Origin of the sequence: Massilia sp. IC2-476 (assembly GCF_020707295.1) — a bacterium.
GTDB lineage: Bacteria > Pseudomonadota > Gammaproteobacteria > Burkholderiales > Burkholderiaceae_D > Telluria.
Window position 1 is genome coordinate 733642 of sequence record NZ_JAJFER010000002.1, and the last position, 19243, is coordinate 752884.

Consider the following 19243-nt stretch of genomic DNA (forward strand, 5'->3'; position numbering starts at 1 on the left):
AAGTTCAGGAAGACAGCAGTATCGTGCAAAATGACAAGGAAGGCACGCATTGCGTGAACCCGCCAAAGCTCATCGGTCCTAATACCATGCTCAAGACACGCTCTTACCTGGCGGAAGTCCAGCTCAAGCCGACCGCCCCGGTCGACCCGCCGCTGTTCCCGTTCACGCTGCCGGCCATCCGCTCGCTCGATCGCCTGGCGCTGCATCCGAACGTGACTTTCCTGGTCGGCGAAAACGGCTCGGGCAAGTCGACGCTGCTGGAAGCGATCGCAGTCGGGATGGGCTTCAACGCCGAGGGTGGCAGCCGCAACTTCAACTTCGCCACCCGTGCCTCGCATTCCGACCTGCACGAGTATCTGCGCTTCGTACGCGGCTTCGAGCGCCCGCGTGACGGCTTCTTCCTGCGCGCCGAAAGCTTCTACAACGTCAGCAGCGAGATCGAGCGCCTCGACCAGGGGCCCGGTGGTCCGCCGATCATCGACTCCTTTGGCGGCAAGTCCCTGCACGCGCAGTCGCATGGCGAATCCTTCCTCACCCTGTTCATGGAGCGCTTCGGCGGCCAGAGCTTCTACATGCTGGACGAGCCCGAGGCGGCCCTGTCGCCCCAGCGCCAGCTTGCCCTGCTGAGCCGCATGCACGACCTGGTGGGGCAACGCTGCCAGTTCGTAATCGCCACCCATTCGCCCATCCTGATGGCCTACCCGAACGCCACCATCTACGCCTTCAGCGAAGAGGGCATCCGCGAAGTTGCCTACGAAGATACGGAACACTACCGCGTCACCCGCGACTTCCTTGCCAATCCGGCACGGATGTTGCGCGTGCTGATGGGCGAGGAGTAGGGCGGAGCGCCCGGCGGTGGTCATGTGGCGAAAAATGAGCGATAATGCTCAATTCGCCGAACCTCACGCTGCGTGTCCGCCGTGTTGCTATAAACGCTTGCCCCTATCTAGGCTTACGCGCTATAATCGTCGGCTTTCTCCGTCCAATACAACTTTTTGGAAATATTATGGTCGTTATCCGTTTGGCTCGTGGCGGCGCAAAAAAGCGCCCGTTCTACAACATCGTTGCAACCGATTCGCGTAACCGTCGCGATGGCCGTTTCATCGAGCGCATCGGTTTCTACAACCCGATGGCTTCGGGCGCTGAAGTTGGTCTGCGTATCGCTGCTGACCGTCTGGCTCACTGGCAAGGCGTTGGCGCACAACTGTCGCCGACCGTCGCTCGCCTGGTTGCCAACCAGACCCCGGCTGCTTAATTAAGCATCAGGTTCAAGGTTTGACCGATTCAGCAGCAAGCGGGGCAGTGCCCGACGACCTGGTCCAGGTCGGCTATGTGTCCGGCGCATTCGGGATCGTGGGTGGCCTGCGCGTCACTCCGTTCTCGGTGGACGCCGACGCGCTGCTGAAGGTCAAAACCTGGTGGCTCGACAAGCCGGCCCTGCGTTCCGTCTCGGTGCGTACGGCAAAGATGCATGGCGGCGACGTGGTCGCCACCCTGGTCGGCATGCGCGACCGCAACGACGCCGAAGCGCTCAAGGGCGCAGCGGTGCATGTGTCGCGTAGCGAGTTCCCGAAACTCGAAGAAGACGAATACTACTGGTCCGATCTCATCGGGCTGGATGCGGTCAACCTGGAGGGCGAAGCCCTCGGCAAGGTGACCGACATGATGCACAACGGCGCGCAGTCGATCCTCCGGATCACGCCCGTGGCATCAGAAGATGCTGGTGCTCCGGATGTGAAAGTGTCGGAGCGCCTCGTGCCGTTTGTCGACGCCTTCGTCAAGAAGGTCGATCTCGGCGCAAAGCTGATTACCCTGGACTGGGGTCTGGATTATTGACCTGTCTAATGTGAAGCGAGGTCCCGATGCAGTTTGACGTCGTGAGCTTGTTTCCAGAGATGTTTGCTGCCTTGACGCAGTCGGGCGTGACCCGGCGCGGCATCGAGCAGGGGCGCTGGGGCTTGACGATCTGGAATCCGCGCGATTTCACGCAGGACCGCCACCGTACCGTGGATGACCGCCCCTACGGCGGCGGCCCCGGGATGGTGATGCTGGCCAAGCCGCTCGAAGCCGCGATCGCTGCCGCCAAGGCGCGCCAGGTCGAGATGGGGCTGCCGGCGCCGCGCGTGGTGTTCATGTCGCCCCAGGGCAAACCGCTGACGCACGAACGTGTCGTGGCGCTGAAGGACGAGCCCGGACTGGTCGTGCTGTGCGGCCGCTACGAAGGCGTGGACCAGCGTTTGCTGGACCGCTGCGTTGACGAGGAAATCTCGCTGGGCGACTTCGTGCTGTCGGGCGGAGAATTGCCGGCGATGGCGCTGATGGATGCGGTAGTCAGGCTGCTGCCTGGCGTGCTGGGCGACGAAGCCTCGGCGGTCGAAGACAGCTTCGTCAACGGCCTGCTCGATTCGCCGCACTACACGCGCCCGGAAGTGTACGAAGGCGAGCCGGTGCCGCCCGTGCTGATGGGCGGCAACCACGCCGAGATCATGAAATGGCGCCGCCAGCGTATGCTGGAGGCGACGTTGAAGAAACGGCCGGATCAGCTGGAGCGTGCGCGTGCCGCCGGCCAGCTGACGAAGCTGGACGAAAAGTTTCTGGCAGAGCTGAACAAGCCTGCCGAGTAAGAATATGCCGCAAGGCGTATGCGACGGCGGGCATGTTGCCCGCATGTTCAACCCCATCCTCTACTGGGCATCCACACAGCGCCAGCAAGATGGTTTTTGGAGTGATAAAAATGGATCTGATCCAACAACTCGAGCAAGAAGAAATTGCGCGCCTCGGCCGCAGCATCCCTGACTTCGCACCGGGCGACACCGTGGTCGTCAGCGTCAACGTCGTCGAAGGCAACCGCAAGCGCGCCCAGGCATACGAAGGCGTCGTCATCTCGCGTCGTAACCGTGGCCTGAACTCGAACTTCATCGTTCGCAAGATCTCGTCCGGCGAAGGCGTCGAGCGTACCTTCCAGCTGTACTCGCCGCTGATCGCTTCGATCGAAGTGAAGCGTCGTGGTGACGTGCGTCGTGCGAAGCTGTACTACCTGCGCGAACGTTCGGGCAAATCGGCACGTATCAAGGAAAAGCTGCCGCAGCGTAAAGCAGCTACCGTTGCTGCTGCTGAGTAATAGCGTCTGTGTTCTGAAAAAGGCATCCGCAAGGATGCCTTTTTCTTTATGTGCTAGAGGAATGTGTTTTGGTTAAGTCCGTGTTCGATCCCACCGAGATGCCGGTCGAAGGCCTTGCCGGCGAAGCCGCGCTGGCGCCTGCCCAGCTGAGCGTGGAAGCCGTACGCGCCCGCTTTGCGCGCACGCTGCCCTGGGATCCGGAAGCCTCGGATGAGGCCCTCGCCGCACCCGCCCTGCGCCTGCGCCGCGCCGCCGTCCTGGTGCCGCTGGTCGAACGACCCGAGGGCCTGCACGTGCTGCTGACGAAACGCACCGATCACTTATCGAGCCATGCCGGCCAGATCAGCTTCCCGGGCGGCCGCGCCGAAGAGCTGGATTCCTCGCCGATCGAAACCGCCCTGCGCGAGGCCGAAGAAGAGATCGGCCTGCACCGCCGCCACGTCGAGATCATCGGCGTGCTGCCGGAACACGTCACCATCAGCGCCTACCGCGTCACGCCGGTGGTGGCCATCGTCACCCCGCCCTTCGCGCTGAGCGCCGACCCGGGCGAGGTGGCCGAGATTTTCGAAGTCCCCCTGAGTTTCCTGACGTCCGGCGCCAACCACGAGCGCCGCTCGGTAACGCTGCCGGAGGGGCAGGGCAGGCGCACGTTTTATGCGATGCCTTACCAGGATTACTTCATCTGGGGGGCGACGGCGGCCATGCTGCGCAACCTGTACCACTTCCTGCGGGCTTGAACTCGGTAGGGGTGATCTAGTCCAGTGGACTAGATCACGCTGTGCCGACCGCGCGTTCAGCCAGGCTGATAGCAGTCACAGTGCAAACCGGAGTTGGACGCGCGGTCGGCAAGCCGACCACCCGACCATTCCAGACTTCCCGATTTGATTCCGGCAGGCTTCTCCGCTATCGTAGCGGGCAGCACAGTATTGCCAGAACAAAAAAGGATTCCTGAATGACATTTTTCTCCATCCTCGTCGCGCTGATCATCGAGCAGCTCAAGCCGCTGCGCGCCGACAACCAGGTCTACGCTGGCATCAAGGGCTTCGCGATGCGCATCGAAGGCTGGTTCAACGCGGGCGAGCAGAAGAATGGCCGCATGGGCTGGATCCTGATGATGCTGGCGCTGATCCTGCCGACCTGGCTGGTGTACTGGGTCCTGATCCACTATAACTGGTTGCTGCTGGCCTTTGCCTGGAACGTCCTGATCGTCTACCTGACCCTGGGTTTCCGCCACTACAGCCACTATTTCACCTCGATCCAGCTGGCCCTGAACCAGGGCGACGAAGCCGGCGCGCGCCAGCTGCTGGCCGAATGGACCCGCAGCGATACGGTCGGCATGGACGCCACCGAGATCTGCCGCGTGGCCGTCGAAAAATCCCTGATCACCACCCACCGCAACGTATTCGGCGTATTCTTCTGGTTCCTGATGCCGCTCGGGCCTGCGGGCGCGGTGCTGTACCGCGTGTCCGAATACCTGGCGCGCGCCTGGAACGAACCCGACCACATGCGCAACGAGGCCTTCGGCCTGTTCGCCGCCAAGGCCTTCTACTGGATCGACTGGATTCCGGTGCGCCTGACGGCGGTGGCCTTTGCCGTGGTCGGCAACTTCGAGGACGCCATCTATGCCTGGCGTAATTTCGCCCGGCGCTGGGCCGACGAATCGAAGGGCATCATCCTGGCCGCGGGCGGCGGAGCGATGGGCGTGCGCCTGGGTACGCCCAACGAGAACGCGCCGCAGCTGCTGCCGGCGGACGCGGCCACGGTCGACCTGGGCGACAGCGAGGCCGAGGTGCTGCCGGGCGAGGAACCGAACCTGCGCGCGCTGCAGAGCACGGTGGGGCTGGTGTGGCGGGCGCTGATCCTGTGGATGATCCTGCTGCTCCTGCTGTCGAGCGTGGTGTGGCTTGGATGACGACGGCCCGGTCGAATTCGCGCGCCGGGTCTCGTCCGCCAGTCTTCTATAAGATATAATACTGAGCTGAGGTTGTTCATCCACGCAGTATTCTTGTTTCAGCAAGCAGCACTATGGCCGACTTACCCCAGACCACGGAGACGAAACTCAAGGACGAGTTTTTTATCCTGGGCATCACGAGCAACGGCAGGCAGTTCCGTCCCAGCGACTGGGCCGAGCGCCTGTGCGGGGTCATGTCGTGCTTCGCACCCGGCGTCGCCGGTCGTAACTCCCATCTGCAATTCTCCCCCTGGGTCCACCCGACCATGGTCAACGGCGTGAAAGCCGTGGTGGTCAGCCGCGAGCTGCAGAAGGTCGAGCCGCTGGCTTATCACTTCGTGCTGAACTTCGCCAAGGACAACGACCTGCAGGTGGCCGACGCCTGTTTCGTGCCGCCGCCGGACGCGAAGAAGCCGGCTGCATAAGACCTTTCGGATTCGGGAACTGGCGCTATGATGAAAGTCGTAGCGCCAGTTTTGTTTTGGGGTGGGGAGGACCACACCATGCACATCCGCGACATCTGTACCAGCGAAGCCGCCCACTGCACCCGTGACGAAACCGTGCAGGGCGCGGCCCTCATGATGCGCCGCCTGCACGTGGGCGACGTCATCGTCGTCGACCAGTTCGACGGCGCCAGGGTCCCGGTCGGCATCTTGACCGACCGCGACATCGTGGTCTCGGTCATCGCCCCCGGCCTCGACCCGGCCAGCCTGCAGGTTGGCGACATCATGACCGACGACCTGCTCACCGCGCGCGAGACCGACGATGTCTACGAGACCATCGAGCGCATGCGCCTGCGCGGCATCCGCCGCGTGCCCGTGATCGACAATAACGGCAGCCTGACCGGCATCGTCAGCGCCGACGACCTGCTCGAATTCCTGGCCGAAGAGATGGGAGAACTCTCCCGTATTAGCCCATATCAACAAGCGCACGAACGCCGCGCCCGCCAATAGCAGATCGCTCTGTTACCATCCTGCATTGTTCAAGAACATGCAGGACGGAATTGTCCTGCCAACATGACAGGACACCATGAACCGCATGACGATCAAGCGCGGCATCGCCGCGCCCCTGGTGGCGGGCAGCCTCTGCTTCGTGATGGCGGGCGCCGCCTGGGCCGCGCCGCAGCCGAAAAGCGCGCCCCTGCCCAAGGGCGTGAGCCTGGGCCCGTCGGCCGAGGGCATTACCGAATATCGCCTGGCCAACGGCCTGAAGGTGCTGCTGTTCCCGGACGCCTCGCGCCCGACCGTGACGGTGAACGTCACCTACCTGGTCGGCTCGCGCCACGAGAACTACGGCGAGACCGGCATGGCCCATTTGCTCGAGCACCTGCTGTTCAAGGGGACCAGAAAGAATCCGGACATCACCGGCCAGTTCGCGCGCCGCGGCATGGATTTCAACGGCACCACCTCGCTCGACCGCACCAACTACTACGAAGTGTTCCAGGCGTCCCCGGATAACCTGAACTGGGCGCTGCAGATGGAAGCGGACCGCATGGTGAACTCTCCGGTGGCGCAGAAGGACCTCGCTTCCGAGATGACCGTGGTGCGCAACGAGTTCGAGAGCGGCGAGAATTCGCCGGCCCAGGTGCTGTTCAAGCGCATGCAGAGCATCGCCTACGACTGGCACAGCTACGGCCGCTCGACCATCGGCAACCGCAGCGACATCGAGAACGTCAAGATCGCCAACCTGCAGGCCTTCTACCGCACTTATTACCAACCCGACAATGCGGTGCTGCTGGTGGCGGGCAAGTTCGAGCCGAATGCGACGCTTGCCACGATCAGCCGCCTGTTCGGCGCGATCCCGAAGCCGACCCGCACCCTGCCGCAGTTCTGGACCGTCGAGCCGACCCAGGACGGCGAGCGCAGCTTCGCCGTGCGGCGCCAGGGCGACATCCAGATCGTCGCGGCCGGCTACAAGATCCCGTCCGACCTGCAGGCCGATTCGGAATCCCTCGGCTTCGCCTCCGAGATCCTGGGCGACGCGCCCAACGGCCGCCTCCATAAGCTGCTGGTCGAAACCGGCAAGGCCAGCCAGGTCTTCAGCTTTGGCCAGACCGGCTACGCCCCCGGGCTGCAGTTCTACGGCGCCGTCGTGAAGAAGGGCGAGCCGATCGAGCCGGTGCGCGAAGCGCTGACCGAGGCGGTCGAGGGTCTGGCCAAGCAGCCGCCCACCGCCGAGGAGATGGAGCGCGTGCGCCGTTCCTGGCTCAACAGCCTGGAACGCAGCATCAACGACGCCCAGGGCTTCGGCGTCGCCCTGTCCGAGGCGATCGCGCTGGGCGACTGGCGCCTGTACTTCCTGGGCCGCGAGCGCATCAAGAACGTCAAGGCGGAGGAGGTGGCTGCCAGCGCCGGCCGCTACTTCGTGCGCAGTAACCGCGTCACCGGCAGCTTCCTGCCCGAGGACGCGCCGGTGCGCGCCGTGATCCCGGCCGCGCCGTCGGTCGAAACCGTCATGAAGGACTACAAGCCGTCCGCCTCCAGCCTGGTGTCGGAAGACTTCGACCCCAGCCAGGCCAACATCATGAAGCGCACCACGCTTACGACCGCAGGCGGCGTGAAGCTGGCGCTGCTCCCCAAGAAGAACCGGGGCGAGACCGTGACCGTGCGCCTGAGCCAGCACATGGGCGATGAGAAGAACCTGTTCGGCAAGAGCATGATCTCGGGGATGACCTCGGCGATGCTGATGCGCGGGACCAGCAAGTACAGCCGCGCCCAGCTGGCCGACGCATTCGACAAGCTCAAGATGACGGGCAGCCCGAACGGCTTCCAGACCACGCGCGAGAACCTGGTCGAGGCGCTCAAGCTGGCCGCCCACGTGCTGAGGGAACCGGCCTTCCCGGCGAGCGAATTCGAGCAGATGCGCAAGCAGATGCTGGTCGGCCTGGAAGCCAGCCGCGCCGAGCCGCAGGCGGTGGCGGCACGTGCGCTGTCGACCCACTTCAACCAGTATCCGCGCGGCGATATCCGCCATGCCAACACGCTGGAAGAGGACATCGAAGACGTGAAAGCGGTGCATTTGGAAGACCTGCCGGCCTTCCACCGCGAGTTCTACAATGCCAACCCGGCCGAGATGGCCATCGTCGGCGACTTCGATCCGAAGGAGGTCGTGCCGCTGGTCGACACGCTGTTCGGCAATTGGAAGGCGCCCGCCAACGTGGCGCCGGTGCTGCGCCGCCATGCCGAGGTCGCGCCCCTGGCGAAGACCCTGGACACGCCGGACAAGGAAAACGGCTTCTACATGGCGAACATGAACCTCGACCTCAACATCGAGGACGCGGACTATCCGGCGCTGATGCTCGCCAACTACATCTTCGGGGAGGGCGGCCTGAAGTCGCGCCTGATGGACCGCATCCGCCAGAAGGAAGGCCTGTCCTATGGCGGCGGCTCCGACCTGGCGGCGGGTGATCTCGACCGCGCCGGCGGCTTTTCGATCAGCGCCATCGCCGCGCCGCAGAATCTGCGCAAGCTGGACGCCGCCGTGCGCGACGAACTGGGGCGCGCGGTGAAGAGCGGCTTCACGGCGCAAGAGCTGGCGGACGCCAAGTCCGGCCTGATGCAGCAGCGCCAGCAGACCCGCGCCACCGACGCAGCCCTGGCCTCGGGCTGGACCGCCTACCTGTACCGCGGCCGTACGTTCGAGTGGTCGGCCGAGTTCGAGCGCAAGCTGATGGCAGTCACGCTGCCCCAACTGAATGCGGCCTTCCGCAAGGCGATCGATCCGGCCAAGCTGTCGGTCGTCATGGCGGGCGACCTGGGCAAGGCAGGAAAATAGCCGACTGCACCTAGAAGCAACAGTCTACGAACCGTTTGTGACAAGGGCCACGATGCTGCGTTAAAATGTTTCCCTTGGGAAGCATTAGTTGCGAAGCATCAGGAGCATCATGAAAGGCATATCAAAAGCGCAAGCCCCGAACGAGGCCCCGTTCGCCGGCAAGGTAGCCATTGTGACCGGCGCCGCCAGCGGCATCGGCCGCGCGACGGCGCTGGCATTCGGGCGCGCGGGCGCCCACGTGGTGGTGGCCGACACCGCCATCGACGGCGGCCATGCGACGGCGGCGATGATCGTCGAATCGGGCGGCAAGGCGCTGTTCGTGCGCAGCGACATCACCAAGTCGAACGAGGTCGAAGCGCTGGTCGAGAAGACCATCAACTACTACGGCCGCCTCGACATCGCGGTGAACAACGCCGCGATCGACGAAGAGTGCGCACCGCTGGCCGAGGGCGACGAAGAGCAGTTCGAACGCATCATGGGCGCCAACGTCAAGGGCGTGTGGCTGTGCATGAAGTACCAGCTGCGCCACATGCTCAAGCAGGGCAGCGGCGCGATCGTCAACGTGGCCTCGGTCTCGGGCCTGGTGGGGGCGCCGAACCGCGCCATCTACGCAGCCAGCAAGCACGCCGTGGTCGGCCTGACCCGCAGCGCCGCAGCCGAGTACGCGCGCGAAGGCATCCGCATCAACGCCCTGTGCCCGGCAGCCGTCAAGACGCCAATGCTGACGCGCGCGGTCGAGCGCGATCCGGCCAGCGAAAAGAAGCTCAAGGCTTCGCATCCGATGGGGCGCTTTGCCGAGACGGTGGAAGTGGCCAATGCGGCGCTGTGGCTGGCGTCGGAACAGGCGTCGTATGTGAATGGGCACGAGCTGGTCGTGGATGGCGGCTTTACCGCTGTCTGATCCTGCGTAGGGTGGGCGGCTTTGCCGCCCACGCGGTCAACGGACGCAGGAGCTTTCGCGACGATTCGAGCACCAACCATCACCGCGTGGGCGGGAGACCGTAATCTGGTCCACTGGACCAGATTACCCCTACGATGCGTTCAACTCCGCCACGAAGTCGTACATATCGCCCCTGAAGTAAGACCGGCAAAACTCCACCGCCCGCCCATCCCGGGCAAACCCCAGCCTTTCCACGCACAGCCCCGCATCGCCTTCGCGCGTCTGCAGCAGGCGCGCCTGTTCGCTATTCAACAGCAGCGCCGACAGCCGCTGCAGCGCCCGCACCGGGCGGTTGCCGGTCGAGCCCAGCGCCTCGTACATCGAATCGCCCACGGCATCGAGCGAGCCGAGGGCGAACGCGGCGATAGTGGCGTATTCGAGGCACATCGGCACCTCGTCGGCATAGCGGATGCGGTTGAAGCGGTACACCGGCGTGCCGGGCGACAGGCGCAGGCGCAGCGCTTCCTCAGGCGTGACCAAGCCTTCCGAACGCTTGAGCCACTCGTTGCGGGGAACGCGGCCGCGCGCCCGCATGTCTTCGGAAAACGAAGTGAGCTTGGCGAAGTTCTTTTCGATGCGGGTGTTGATGAAGTTTCCCGCGCCGGCGCGGCGCACCAGCAGGCCTTCCTCGACCAAAGCATCGATCGCCTTTCTCACCGTGATGCGCGAGATCCCGAGTTCCTGGGCCAGCTGGCGCTCCGCCGGCAGGGCCGAGGCCGAACCCCAGGCGCCTTCGTCGATGGCGCGCCGCAGCGCGTGCTGCAGCTGCTGGTAGAGGGGTAGCTTGCCGCCGCCGGCGGCCGATTGCATCAGTTCCGAGAGTGCGTTCATGCGCGCATTTTACGCGCTACTTCGGACGCGGGTCCCGCAGCCGGTGCTGCGACACGGCCACGCGGCCGGCGCGGATCTCGCGCACCGCTTCGGCCACCGCGCGCGCCACGTTGCGCACCTCTTCCTGCACCGCCGTGTCGCGGTCGAAGGTGGCGTGGCTGTCGGCATATGATTCGTAGTAGCCGATGTAGCGGTCGAGCTGGGCGAAGCTGCCGGCGTCGACGAAGTCCATCCACGCGAACCAGTCGGCCAGCGAGCGGCGCGTGCCCTCGATGCCGGCGACGTCGCCGTGCACCACCAGGCCGTAGGCACGGCCGGCCAGGTGCTTGGGATAGTCCCAGCCCTGCAGTTCGAGGGCCTTGGCCTGTTCCGCCTTCTTGCCGTGGGTGGAGGAGGGGTCGGGGTTGCCGCCGTCGGCGCACACCAGGCGGTCGATCATGAGCTTGAGCACGGCGGGCGCCTGGTACCAGTAGACCGGCGTGACGATGATGACGCCGTGCGCCAGCACCCAGCGCTCGTAGATCTCGTTCATCCAGTCGTTGACCTGGCGCTCGGCATGGTTCGGGTAGCAGCTGCACGGCCAGTGGCACAGCGGCATGGCGGTCGAGACGCAGCCCTTGCAGGGGTGGATGTGGCGATCGTAGTCGGAATTGAGCAGGCTGAGGTCGAGCACGTCGACCTCGAAACCTTCAGCGGCCAGGATCTCGCGCGCCAGCTCCGTCATGCGCCAGCTCTTCGAGACCTCGCCAGGGCAGGTGCCGTCGTTGCGCGCCGAGCCGTTGATCAGGAGGATGCGGTTGCGCGAGTCCGGGTCTTTCTGGTGGCGCTCGGCCGCCAGCAGTCGCTCGTGCGCTTCCTTCCATTCGACCGACAGGTCGTAGCCCGGGTCGGCAAAGCCAGGGCCGGCCTTGACGGTGCGCGGCGCCTTGCGGCCCTCGTGGTAGGCCTCCCAGGCGACCTGCTCGATGGCCTCGAGCTCGCGTTCGAGCGGCTCGTAGGCGGGGTCCTGGAAGGCCTTGCGAAAGCGGAGGCGGAATTCGTTGCGCCCCAGCTTGGCTGGAGCCTGTCCTTTGCGTACTTCAGGTACCTGTGTCATGCCGCCTCCGTGAATTGCCGAAATTATCGAGCCGCCACGGCAGTGCCGATGTTCGCACGCGCACATAAATCCGAGAAAGTCTGGACAAAGCAGGGACGAAAAAAAACCGGACCAGGGTCCGGTTTTTTCGAAGTGCGCCAGCTTACTGGGCAGCGACCGCGTTGCCGCCCTGCTGCTGCAGCAGCAGGACCCAGTACTTGGCCAGGTCGGCCGCGCCGCCCTTGCCGTTGATGCCCTGGAAGGTCTGGATCGCTTCGGCCTTCTTGCCGGCGCGGGCTTGTGCCATGCCGAGGCGCAGCTTGGCTTCGTCCGGGGCTTTCAGGCCGCCCTTGGCGATACCCTGCTGGATGAAGCCGATGCCCTTGTCGGCCTGGCCCATGGTGGCGTAGGCCCAGCCCAGGTTGACGAGGCCGGCGCCGGTCTTGGCTTTCTGGGCGTTCGCTTCGCCGGCGGCGATGGTCTTGACGTCGTCCGCGGCCTGCTTGGTCGCCTTGGTGCGCAGGGCGTTGTGGGTCTTGGCATCGCTGCCCTTGCCCAGCACGCCGGCGGCAAAGCCGGCATCCAGCACGTCCTTGGCTTCGGCCGGGAAGCCGTCGCGCAGGGCCACTTCGGCCAGGTAGGTGTAGTGCTCAGGCGGCACCGCTTCCTTCTTCACGGCGGCCATTTCCAGGCGCAGCATGGTGGTGCCGTAGGTCGGCTCGTCGAAGCCCGGCTTGCGGGTCACGCCGCGGCTCAGCAGGTCCAGCCAGAAGTCGTCGGTCGGGTAGTACTGCACCAGGTTCTCGAGCGCGAACAGGTAGGTGGCGCTGTCCTTGGCCTTGTTGGCTTCCTGGCCCAGCAGGCGCAGGTCGTTCTCGGACGGCTTCTGGCCCGCCTGCTTGGCAGTGTTGATGTTGTTCATCAACATGTCCTTGGCGCCGGCGAAGTTGCCGCTGTTGACCTGTGCACGCGACAGCGCGCCGCGCACCTTGGCCGGGTCGCCGCCTTCCTTCTCGAAGCGGGTGTACCACTCGATCGCCTTGGGGTAGTTCTTCGAGTTGTAGTTGGCGTCGCCCAGGGCCTGGTAGTAGTTGAGCTGGTCGGCCTTTTCCAGGCGGCCCGAGTTCAGCACCGCTTCCATGGTCGGGATCGCGATGGCGTTGTTCTCGGTCGCCAGCGCCCACGACAGCTTCATGCGGTTGATGACGTAGTCTTCGTACGGAGTACGGTTCGGCATGGCTTCGGCCTGGGTGATGCGGGTCTGCACCTCGGTGTAGTTCTTCGCATCCATCAGGGCCTTGATGGCAGCCGGGTCGAGCAACTTGAACATGTCGGGACGGACGGTGTCCTTCGCCGCTGCCTGTGCGGCAGCAGCCGCATCGCTCTTCTGCTGTGCGTGGGCGCTGGACACCAGTGCCGGGGCGGAAACGCCGATCGCGGCGAGCATCAGGCAGAGGCGGGCAAGACGGAATTGGGCCATGGATAATCCTTCTATCAAGTCGATAATGTGAGTAATAAACTCTGGGACATGCATACTCGTCAATATAGCGAGAATGCTATCCCGGACAAAGTGTGCATTGTCCCATAAAAGTGCCATTTTCAGGCCCGGCAATTGTGACGTACCGTGCGCTACTTTGCGCGCGCCGTTACATAGCGTTACCTGATGTATTCGGGAAAGAAAAAGGGGGCATCGCCCCCTTTGTGTTTCAGCGCGCGGCGCGCTCGCCGAAGCCCGGCACCGGACAGTGGCCGGGGGCCTCGATCTCGCCCGCCAGCCAGGCGACCACCGCATCCACGGCCGGCGCCGCGAAGCCATAGGTCAGCAGGGCAGGGGCGTCGAAGTCGAGCGCCTGGTAGGGGTTCCACAGCGCCACGTGCAGGTCCGGACGCCAGTTGGCACGGGCATGCGGGCCATAGCGGCGGCGCGAGGTCGAGGCCAGGATCGTGAAGCAGCCGTCCTGCGGCAGCGCCTTCCAGTCGAAGCTCTCGGCATCGGCAAAGGTCACCAGGTCGACTTCGTACAGGCGGCCCAGCGCGGCTGCCACACTTGCCGCCGGCACGCCGGCTTCGGACACGCCGTCGCTCACCACGTCGGCGCGCGCCACCAGGCGAAGCTTGCTGCCCCTGGCCGGACGCTGCGGCTGGCCGAGCGCGGTGAGGCCCGCGCGCCAGGCACGCGCCATCAGGGCGCGGTCGTCGGGCTCGGCCAGATACGCCACCGGCCCTGCCGGGTGCGCGTCCGCCAGCTTTGCCAGGCGCGCCAGGCGCGCTTCGACCTCAGGCAGCGGCAGCACGCCGTCGCGAATCGCCTGGGCGATCGCGTGCACGGTCTCGACCTGGGTCTCGCGCGTACCGATCGCCATCACCATGTCGGCGCCTGCCACCAGGGCGTTCACCGCCGCTTCGCCGGCGCCGTAACGGTGCGCGATCGCGTGCATGTCCATGCCGTCGGTGATGATCACGCCCTCGTAGCCGAAGCGCTCGCGCAGGATGCCGGTCAGGATGGGGCGCGACATCGTGGCCGGGAATTGCGGATCCAGCGCCGGATACACGATGTGGGCGGTCATCACGGCCGAGGCCTTGGGAGCCGCGATGCGGAAGGGCGCGAATTCGAAGCGCTCCAGTTCCTCGAGCGGCTTGTCCACGGTCGGCAGGTCGCGGTGCGAATCGACGTGGGTGTCGCCGTGGCCCGGGAAGTGCTTGACGCAGCAGGCCACGCCTTCGCTTTCCGAACCTTCCATCCAGGCCATCGCGATGCCGGCCGCGGTCTCGGGATCGGCGCCGAAGGAGCGCTCGGCGATCACCGGGTTGTGCGGGTTGTTGTTCAGATCCAGCACCGGCGCGAAGTTCCAGTTGAAGCCGAGTGCGCGCACCGCGCGCGCCACCGCGGCGCCGACCTCGCGCGCGAGTAGCGGGTCATTGGCGGCGCCCAGTGCCATGCCGCTCGGCGGCGCCGGCACCCAGGTCGAGCGCACCACGGCGCCGCCTTCCTGGTCGAGGGCAATCAGGGCCTGCGGCCCCATCGCCTCGCGCAGGGCGCCGGTCAGGCGCGTCAGCTGGCTTGCGTCCACCATGTTCTGGCGGAACAGGCAGGCGCCGCGCACCGTGTACTGGCGCAGGAAGGCGTCGGTCTCGGCATCGAGTTCGGTGCCGAACAGCCGCACCATGATCAGCTGGCCGGCGAGAGCGAGGTAATCTGTCATCGTTTAATTCGTCTTGGTGACTTTGCTCAGGTGGCGCGGCTTGTCCGGATCGAGCCCGCGCGCTTCCGACAGGCACGCCGCCATCATGTAGAAGGCCTGGACCGCGGCGATCGGGTCGAGGTCCGGGGTGGCGGCGGTCGGCAGCAGCAGGTCGCGGCTGGCGACGTCCTCGGGGGCAGCCAGTAGCACGCGCGCGCCGCGGCCGCGCATTTCCTCGGCCAGCGCCACCAGGCCTGCCTGGGCCGGACCACGGGTTGCGAAGATCAGCAGCGGATAACCTTCCTCGATCAGCGCCATCGGGCCGTGCTTGATCTCGGCGCCCGAGAAGGCTTCGGCTTGCAGGGCCGAGGTTTCCTTGAACTTCAGCGCCGACTCCAGCGCCACCGGGAAGCTGATGCCGCGGCCGACCACCATGATGTTGCGGGCCGGGGCCAGCACCTCGAGCGCCGGCGACCAATCCACTTGCGCGGCCGCGCGCAGGGCGTCGGGCAGGGCGGCAATGCCGTCCTTCAGTTCCGGATCGTTCTGCCATTCGGCCACCAGGCGCGCGCCGGCGACCATGCTGGCGATGAAGCTCTTGGTGGCGGCCACGCTCTGCTCCTTGCCGGCGTGCAGGGGCATGGTCCATTCGGCGGCCTGCGCCAGCGGCGAAGCCGCGTCGTTCACCAGTGCGACAGTCGTGGCGCCGCCGTCGCGGAAGTACTTGATCGGCTCCACCACGTCCGGGCTCTGGCCCGACTGCGAGATCGACACCGCCAGGGTGTCACGCGTCACCAGGGGCGATTTATACAGCGTGATCAGGGACATCGGCAGCGAGGTCACGAGGCGCCCCATGCGCGCCATGATCAGGTAGGCCAGGTAATTCGAGGCGTGGTCGGAGCTGCCGCGCGCGACCGTCACCGCGCTGTGGAAGTTGGTCGAACGCAGGGCGCGGCCCAGGTCCGCGTAGCGTTCGGCATCCTGCGCCAGTTGCTGCGCCACGCAGTCCCCTGCGGACAGGGCTTCCTGGTACATGAGGGACGTTGGGGTGGGGGCGGTCACTGCGCTTCTCCTTCGATATAAACGGTTTTGATGTTCAGCTCGCGGTCGAGGACCACGAAGTCGGCGTGGCAGCCCGGCGCCAGGCGGCCGCGCTGGGTTTCGCCGAGGTAGTCGGCGGCATTCAGGGACACGCGGCGGCTGGCCTCCGCGAGGGGCAGGCCGATCTTGACCAGGTTGCGCAGTGCCTGGTCCATGGTGAGCGTGCTGCCGGCCAGGGTGCCGTCCGCCAGGCGCACGCCGCCCATGCATTTATGGACGGTCTGGCGTCCCAGCATGTATTCGCCGTCCGGCATGCCGGCGGCGGCGGTCGAATCGGTCACGCAGAACAGCTTCGGGATGCAGCGCAGCGCGGTCTTGATCGCACCCGGATGCACGTGCAGCAGGTCGGGAATGATCTCGGCGTATTCGGCGTGCGCCAGCGCGGCGCCGACCATGCCGGGATCGCGGTGGTGCAGGCCGGGCATGGCGTTGAACAGGTGGGTGAAGCCCGCCGCACCATGGTCGAGCGCCTGTACGCCGACTTCGTAGGAGCCGTTGGTATGGCCGATCTGCACGCGGATGCCGGCGTCGGCGATCGCGCGCACCAGCTCCATGTGGCCGTCGATCTCCGGCGCCACCGTGATCAGGCGCATCGGGGCCATCGCATGGAAGCGCATCACCTCGTCGAGCGTGGCTTCGCGTGCGAACGGCGGCTGGGCGCCCAGCTTGCCCGAGTTGATATACGGGCCTTCGAGGTGCACGCCCAGGATCCGCGCTTCGCCCTTGCCGCGCGCCTTGCATGCGGCGCCGATGGCGCCCAGGGCCCGGTCGATGTCGTCGACCGGCGCGGTCATGGTGGTGGCCAGCAGGGAGGTGGTGCCGTGCCTGGCGTGCAGGGCGGCGATCACGTGCGGCGCGTCGCCCCCTTCCATCATGTCGCGGCCCGCACCGCCGTGCACGTGCACGTCGATGAAGCCGGGCAGGATGTAGTCGTCGCCATTGGCCGACGGGTCCACTTCGTGGCCCTCGACGGATTCGATGAAGGCGCCGTGGCGCAGTTCGCCGTGGATCCAGCCGCCCGGAGTAAGAATGTTGCCCTTCATTGTGCTGCTCCTTCACGCATTTGTTCCAACCTGCGGGCGATCATGCGCAGCGCGCCGGCGGCGGAATCGCCTTGTGCGGACACGCAGCGCGCCAGCGTATCGGCCGGCAGCCAGGCGCGCAGGGCTTCGCCCAGGCCGCCGCACAGGGCCAGCGGCAGGGTGTGGCTGCGGTCGAGCGCGTCCGCAATGCTGGCCACTTCGCGGCCCGCGTGTTCGAGGATGGCGCGCGCCACCGGATCGGTGTCGCCATGCGCAACCACGAAGCGCGCCAGGCCGGCGTAGGCGGTCTGGTTGGCGCGCCCTAACCAGACCTGTACCGCATCGCGCGAGCCGCCGCAGAATGCGATGACTTCGCGTGCAAAGGCGCGGCCTTCGACGCGGCCGTCCAGCACCTGTTCGATATGGTTCAGTGCGCGCAGGCCCATCCAGGCGCCGCTCGCTTCGTCTCCGGCCGGGAAGCCCCAGCCGCCGACTTCCACCTTGGTGCCGTCTGCCAGCATCGCTTCGCCGACGCTGCCGGTGCCGATCGCGACGATGGCGCCGGGCTTGCCGCCGTGGGCGCCCATCAGGGTGGTGAAGCCGTCGGTGTCGAGGGCGAGGGCGGCATAGCCGGGATTGGTAGCGACGAACTGGGCCGCCCATTCCTTGTTGTGCACGCCCGCGAGGCCAAGGCCGATGGCGCAGGACTGCATGGGAATGGTGTCGATGCCGAGCGAGGCGAAGGCTTCGGCGACGACGCCGTTGATGGTGGTCCAAGCATTGTCGATGCCGCGAGACAGGGCCGAGGGGCCGCCGCTTGCCTGCGCGATTTCAGTGCCGTCGGGACGAGCCAGGCGCACGCGGGTACCGGTGCCGCCGCCGTCGACGCCGATGAGATAGTCGGTCATGGTGTGAATGTTGAGCCGGGAGGTCAGCGCACTATAGGCAGGCGCCGAGACGGTGTCAACAGGTATTTAACTGGTATGCAAATTTCCTGTGCGCGGCGCGCTGAAAATGCCTCCAAAATTTGCGTAAGTCTTTGAATTTGCAAATATTTTTATTGGTATGAAAACTGGTATTGTCGAGCGAGGGAAAAATGGCTGGTATTGCTTCTGGCAGAGGTGGCCTCCTTCTCCTTGTCATTGACGCTCCAGCGCATGGCGAAGTTATATTAATCTGTTCCGTTACAAGAAGATCGATGGAGAACCGTTGAAGACAATTATCCCGGCAATGCTCGCCGCAGCGCTACTCGCGACCCCTTGCCAGGCCGCGGCACAAGCGGCCGCCGATGCGAATCCAGGCGCACGCTGGTTGCGCGCGGCTGACGCCTCCCTGGCCCGCCAGGAAATCTACCCGGCCGTCCTCGGCGACAGGATCATCGTGGCAGGCGGCGTGCTCTCGCAGCAGCCCGGCTTCACCGACCACGTCGAAGCCTACGACGTGACAGCCGGCCGCTGGACCACGCTCGCCCCTCTGCCCGAAGGCCGCCATCACATCGCCCTGGCCGAGGCCGGCGGCAAGATCTATGGCATCGGCGGCTTCTCCGGCGCGATCCCCGACTGGCGCGCCCATGCGACGGTGTTCGTCTACGACCCGCGGGCAAACCGCTGGACCGCCGGTCCATCCTTGCCGCAGCCGCGGGCCGAAGGCGTGGTCGCGACGGTCAAGGGAAAGATTTATTTCATCGGCGGCCGGGTGCCGACCAGCCCGGACGCGGTGCACATCAATGCCCACGCGGATACCGCGAGAAGCGAGGCGCTGGACCTCGGTTCCGGCCGCTGGGAGCGCATCGCAGACGCCCCCACCGCGCGCAACAGCGCGGCCGCGGCCGTCATCGACGGCAGGATCTACGTGGTCGGTGGCCGCCAGATGGTGGAGCAGGCCGATGGCAGGCGGCGCCCGGTCAACCTGGCGACGCTGGAGGTCTACGATCCCGCCACCAATCGCTGGGAAACGAAGGCGCCGATGCCCCAGGCGCAGGGCGGCCTGGCCGCTGTCGCTGTCGACGGCAAGCTGATTGCGTTCGGCGGCGAGCAGTTCGTGCCAAGCACCAAGGTATTCGCGGAAGTCTGGGCCTACGATCCGAAGGCGGACCGCTGGTCGCCGCTGCCCGACATGCCGCTGCCACGCCACGGCCATGGCGCAGTGGTCGTCGGCAAGCGCATCTATGCGATCGGCGGCGGCGAAAAGGTGGGCGTCGGCGCCAGCCGGGTGCTGCAGGTACTCGAGCTCCCGGCCAACTAGCT

19 protein-coding genes are annotated in these 19243 nt (G+C 65.8%); 12 read left to right on the forward strand and 7 right to left on the reverse strand.

Annotated features, from left to right (window positions below):
* Positions 1–86: 86 nt before the first annotated feature.
* The 11 genes from LK539_RS08150 to LK539_RS08200 all read left to right on the forward strand — a co-directional run bounded on the left by LK539_RS08150 (position 87) and on the right by LK539_RS08200 (position 9747).
* Positions 87–839, forward strand: coding sequence for an AAA family ATPase (locus LK539_RS08150; protein WP_227800403.1), 753 nt, complete (start codon positions 87–89; stop codon positions 837–839).
* A 167-nt stretch (positions 840–1006) separates the two neighbouring features.
* On the forward strand, positions 1007–1255 hold the full coding sequence (rpsP, locus tag LK539_RS08155) for a 30S ribosomal protein S16 (protein WP_227800571.1): 249 nt from the start codon (positions 1007–1009) through the stop codon (positions 1253–1255).
* 20 nt (positions 1256–1275) lie between these two features.
* Entirely contained in the window at positions 1276–1836 is a 561-nt protein-coding gene (gene rimM / locus LK539_RS08160; RefSeq protein ID WP_227800404.1) for a ribosome maturation factor RimM, read from the forward strand.
* A 26-nt stretch (positions 1837–1862) separates the two neighbouring features.
* Complete coding sequence (gene trmD, locus LK539_RS08165) at positions 1863–2624, forward strand: tRNA (guanosine(37)-N1)-methyltransferase TrmD (RefSeq protein WP_227800405.1); 762 nt, start codon at positions 1863–1865, stop codon at positions 2622–2624.
* 110 nt (positions 2625–2734) lie between these two features.
* Entirely contained in the window at positions 2735–3121 is a 387-nt protein-coding gene (rplS, locus tag LK539_RS08170) for a 50S ribosomal protein L19 (RefSeq protein ID WP_227800406.1), read from the forward strand.
* Positions 3122–3219: 98 nt separating this feature from the next.
* The gene (locus tag LK539_RS08175; RefSeq protein ID WP_227800572.1) at positions 3220–3858 is read left to right on the forward strand and encodes a CoA pyrophosphatase; all 639 of its coding nucleotides are present in this window, start codon (positions 3220–3222) and stop codon (positions 3856–3858) included.
* Between the two features lie 215 nt (positions 3859–4073).
* Entirely contained in the window at positions 4074–5033 is a 960-nt protein-coding gene (locus LK539_RS08180) for a CobD/CbiB family protein (protein WP_227800407.1), read from the forward strand.
* 113 nt (positions 5034–5146) lie between these two features.
* Positions 5147–5497 carry a DUF3579 domain-containing protein gene (locus tag LK539_RS08185; protein WP_227800408.1) on the forward strand — a complete coding sequence of 117 codons (351 nt, stop codon included), beginning with the start codon at positions 5147–5149 and terminating at the stop codon, positions 5495–5497.
* Between the two features lie 78 nt (positions 5498–5575).
* Positions 5576–6025, forward strand: a complete 450-nt coding sequence (locus tag LK539_RS08190) for a CBS domain-containing protein (protein ID WP_227800409.1) — start codon at positions 5576–5578, stop codon at positions 6023–6025.
* Positions 6026–6101: 76 nt separating this feature from the next.
* Positions 6102–8846, forward strand: coding sequence for a M16 family metallopeptidase (locus tag LK539_RS08195; RefSeq protein ID WP_373889522.1), 2745 nt, complete (start codon positions 6102–6104; stop codon positions 8844–8846).
* A gap of 109 nt (positions 8847–8955) precedes the next feature.
* On the forward strand, positions 8956–9747 hold the full coding sequence (locus LK539_RS08200; protein ID WP_227800410.1) for an SDR family oxidoreductase: 792 nt from the start codon (positions 8956–8958) through the stop codon (positions 9745–9747).
* A gap of 129 nt (positions 9748–9876) precedes the next feature.
* Here LK539_RS08200 and LK539_RS08205 read toward each other — a convergent pair whose 3' ends face one another.
* The 7 genes from LK539_RS08205 to LK539_RS08235 all read right to left on the reverse strand — a co-directional run bounded on the left by LK539_RS08205 (position 9877) and on the right by LK539_RS08235 (position 17905).
* A complete protein-coding gene (locus tag LK539_RS08205; RefSeq protein WP_227800411.1) occupies positions 9877–10617 on the reverse strand; it encodes a GntR family transcriptional regulator in 741 nt (246 codons plus the stop codon).
* Positions 10618–10633: 16 nt separating this feature from the next.
* Positions 10634–11713: a flavodoxin family protein gene (locus LK539_RS08210; RefSeq protein WP_227800412.1), complete on the reverse strand. Its 1080-nt coding sequence runs from the start codon at positions 11711–11713 to the stop codon at positions 10634–10636.
* A gap of 142 nt (positions 11714–11855) precedes the next feature.
* On the reverse strand, positions 11856–13172 hold the full coding sequence (locus LK539_RS08215; protein WP_227800413.1) for a hypothetical protein: 1317 nt from the start codon (positions 13170–13172) through the stop codon (positions 11856–11858).
* Positions 13173–13398: 226 nt separating this feature from the next.
* Positions 13399–14895 carry a beta-N-acetylhexosaminidase gene (nagZ, locus tag LK539_RS08220; protein ID WP_227800414.1) on the reverse strand — a complete coding sequence of 499 codons (1497 nt, stop codon included), beginning with the start codon at positions 14893–14895 and terminating at the stop codon, positions 13399–13401.
* Between the two features lie 3 nt (positions 14896–14898).
* Positions 14899–15909, reverse strand: a complete 1011-nt coding sequence (locus LK539_RS08225; RefSeq protein ID WP_227800574.1) for an SIS domain-containing protein — start codon at positions 15907–15909, stop codon at positions 14899–14901.
* Positions 15910–15932: 23 nt separating this feature from the next.
* On the reverse strand, positions 15933–17018 hold the full coding sequence (gene nagA, locus LK539_RS08230; RefSeq protein ID WP_227800415.1) for an N-acetylglucosamine-6-phosphate deacetylase: 1086 nt from the start codon (positions 17016–17018) through the stop codon (positions 15933–15935).
* Complete coding sequence (locus tag LK539_RS08235) at positions 17015–17905, reverse strand: BadF/BadG/BcrA/BcrD ATPase family protein (RefSeq protein ID WP_227800416.1); 891 nt, start codon at positions 17903–17905, stop codon at positions 17015–17017. Before LK539_RS08235 ends, nagA begins: the two co-directional genes overlap by 4 nt.
* A 301-nt stretch (positions 17906–18206) precedes the next feature.
* On the opposite strand from LK539_RS08235, the gene LK539_RS08240 reads away from it, so the two are divergent.
* Positions 18207–19241: a kelch repeat-containing protein gene (locus LK539_RS08240; protein ID WP_227800417.1), complete on the forward strand. Its 1035-nt coding sequence runs from the start codon at positions 18207–18209 to the stop codon at positions 19239–19241.
* The last annotated feature ends 2 nt before the right edge of the window (positions 19242–19243 follow it).

What these genes read in the sequence shown, in the direction of transcription:
- LK539_RS08150 (WP_227800403.1), top strand. Translation starts at nt 87, where the DNA reads ATGCTCAAGACACGCTCTTACCTGGCGGAAGTCCAGCTCAAGCCGACC.
- rpsP (WP_227800571.1), top strand. Translation starts at nt 1,007, where the DNA reads ATGGTCGTTATCCGTTTGGCTCGTGGCGGCGCAAAAAAGCGCCCGTTC.
- trmD (WP_227800405.1), top strand. Translation starts at nt 1,863, where the DNA reads ATGCAGTTTGACGTCGTGAGCTTGTTTCCAGAGATGTTTGCTGCCTTG.
- rplS (WP_227800406.1), top strand. Translation starts at nt 2,735, where the DNA reads ATGGATCTGATCCAACAACTCGAGCAAGAAGAAATTGCGCGCCTCGGC.
- LK539_RS08175 (WP_227800572.1), top strand. Translation starts at nt 3,220, where the DNA reads ATGCCGGTCGAAGGCCTTGCCGGCGAAGCCGCGCTGGCGCCTGCCCAG.
- LK539_RS08180 (WP_227800407.1), top strand. Translation starts at nt 4,074, where the DNA reads ATGACATTTTTCTCCATCCTCGTCGCGCTGATCATCGAGCAGCTCAAG.
- LK539_RS08185 (WP_227800408.1), top strand. Translation starts at nt 5,147, where the DNA reads ATGGCCGACTTACCCCAGACCACGGAGACGAAACTCAAGGACGAGTTT.
- LK539_RS08190 (WP_227800409.1), top strand. Translation starts at nt 5,576, where the DNA reads ATGCACATCCGCGACATCTGTACCAGCGAAGCCGCCCACTGCACCCGT.
- LK539_RS08195 (WP_373889522.1), top strand. Translation starts at nt 6,102, where the DNA reads ATGAACCGCATGACGATCAAGCGCGGCATCGCCGCGCCCCTGGTGGCG.
- LK539_RS08200 (WP_227800410.1), top strand. Translation starts at nt 8,956, where the DNA reads ATGAAAGGCATATCAAAAGCGCAAGCCCCGAACGAGGCCCCGTTCGCC.
- LK539_RS08205 (WP_227800411.1), bottom strand. Translation starts at nt 10,617, where the DNA reads ATGAACGCACTCTCGGAACTGATGCAATCGGCCGCCGGCGGCGGCAAG.
- LK539_RS08210 (WP_227800412.1), bottom strand. Translation starts at nt 11,713, where the DNA reads ATGACACAGGTACCTGAAGTACGCAAAGGACAGGCTCCAGCCAAGCTG.
- LK539_RS08215 (WP_227800413.1), bottom strand. Translation starts at nt 13,172, where the DNA reads ATGGCCCAATTCCGTCTTGCCCGCCTCTGCCTGATGCTCGCCGCGATC.
- nagZ (WP_227800414.1), bottom strand. Translation starts at nt 14,895, where the DNA reads ATGACAGATTACCTCGCTCTCGCCGGCCAGCTGATCATGGTGCGGCTG.
- LK539_RS08225 (WP_227800574.1), bottom strand. Translation starts at nt 15,909, where the DNA reads ATGTACCAGGAAGCCCTGTCCGCAGGGGACTGCGTGGCGCAGCAACTG.
- nagA (WP_227800415.1), bottom strand. Translation starts at nt 17,018, where the DNA reads ATGAAGGGCAACATTCTTACTCCGGGCGGCTGGATCCACGGCGAACTG.
- LK539_RS08235 (WP_227800416.1), bottom strand. Translation starts at nt 17,905, where the DNA reads ATGACCGACTATCTCATCGGCGTCGACGGCGGCGGCACCGGTACCCGC.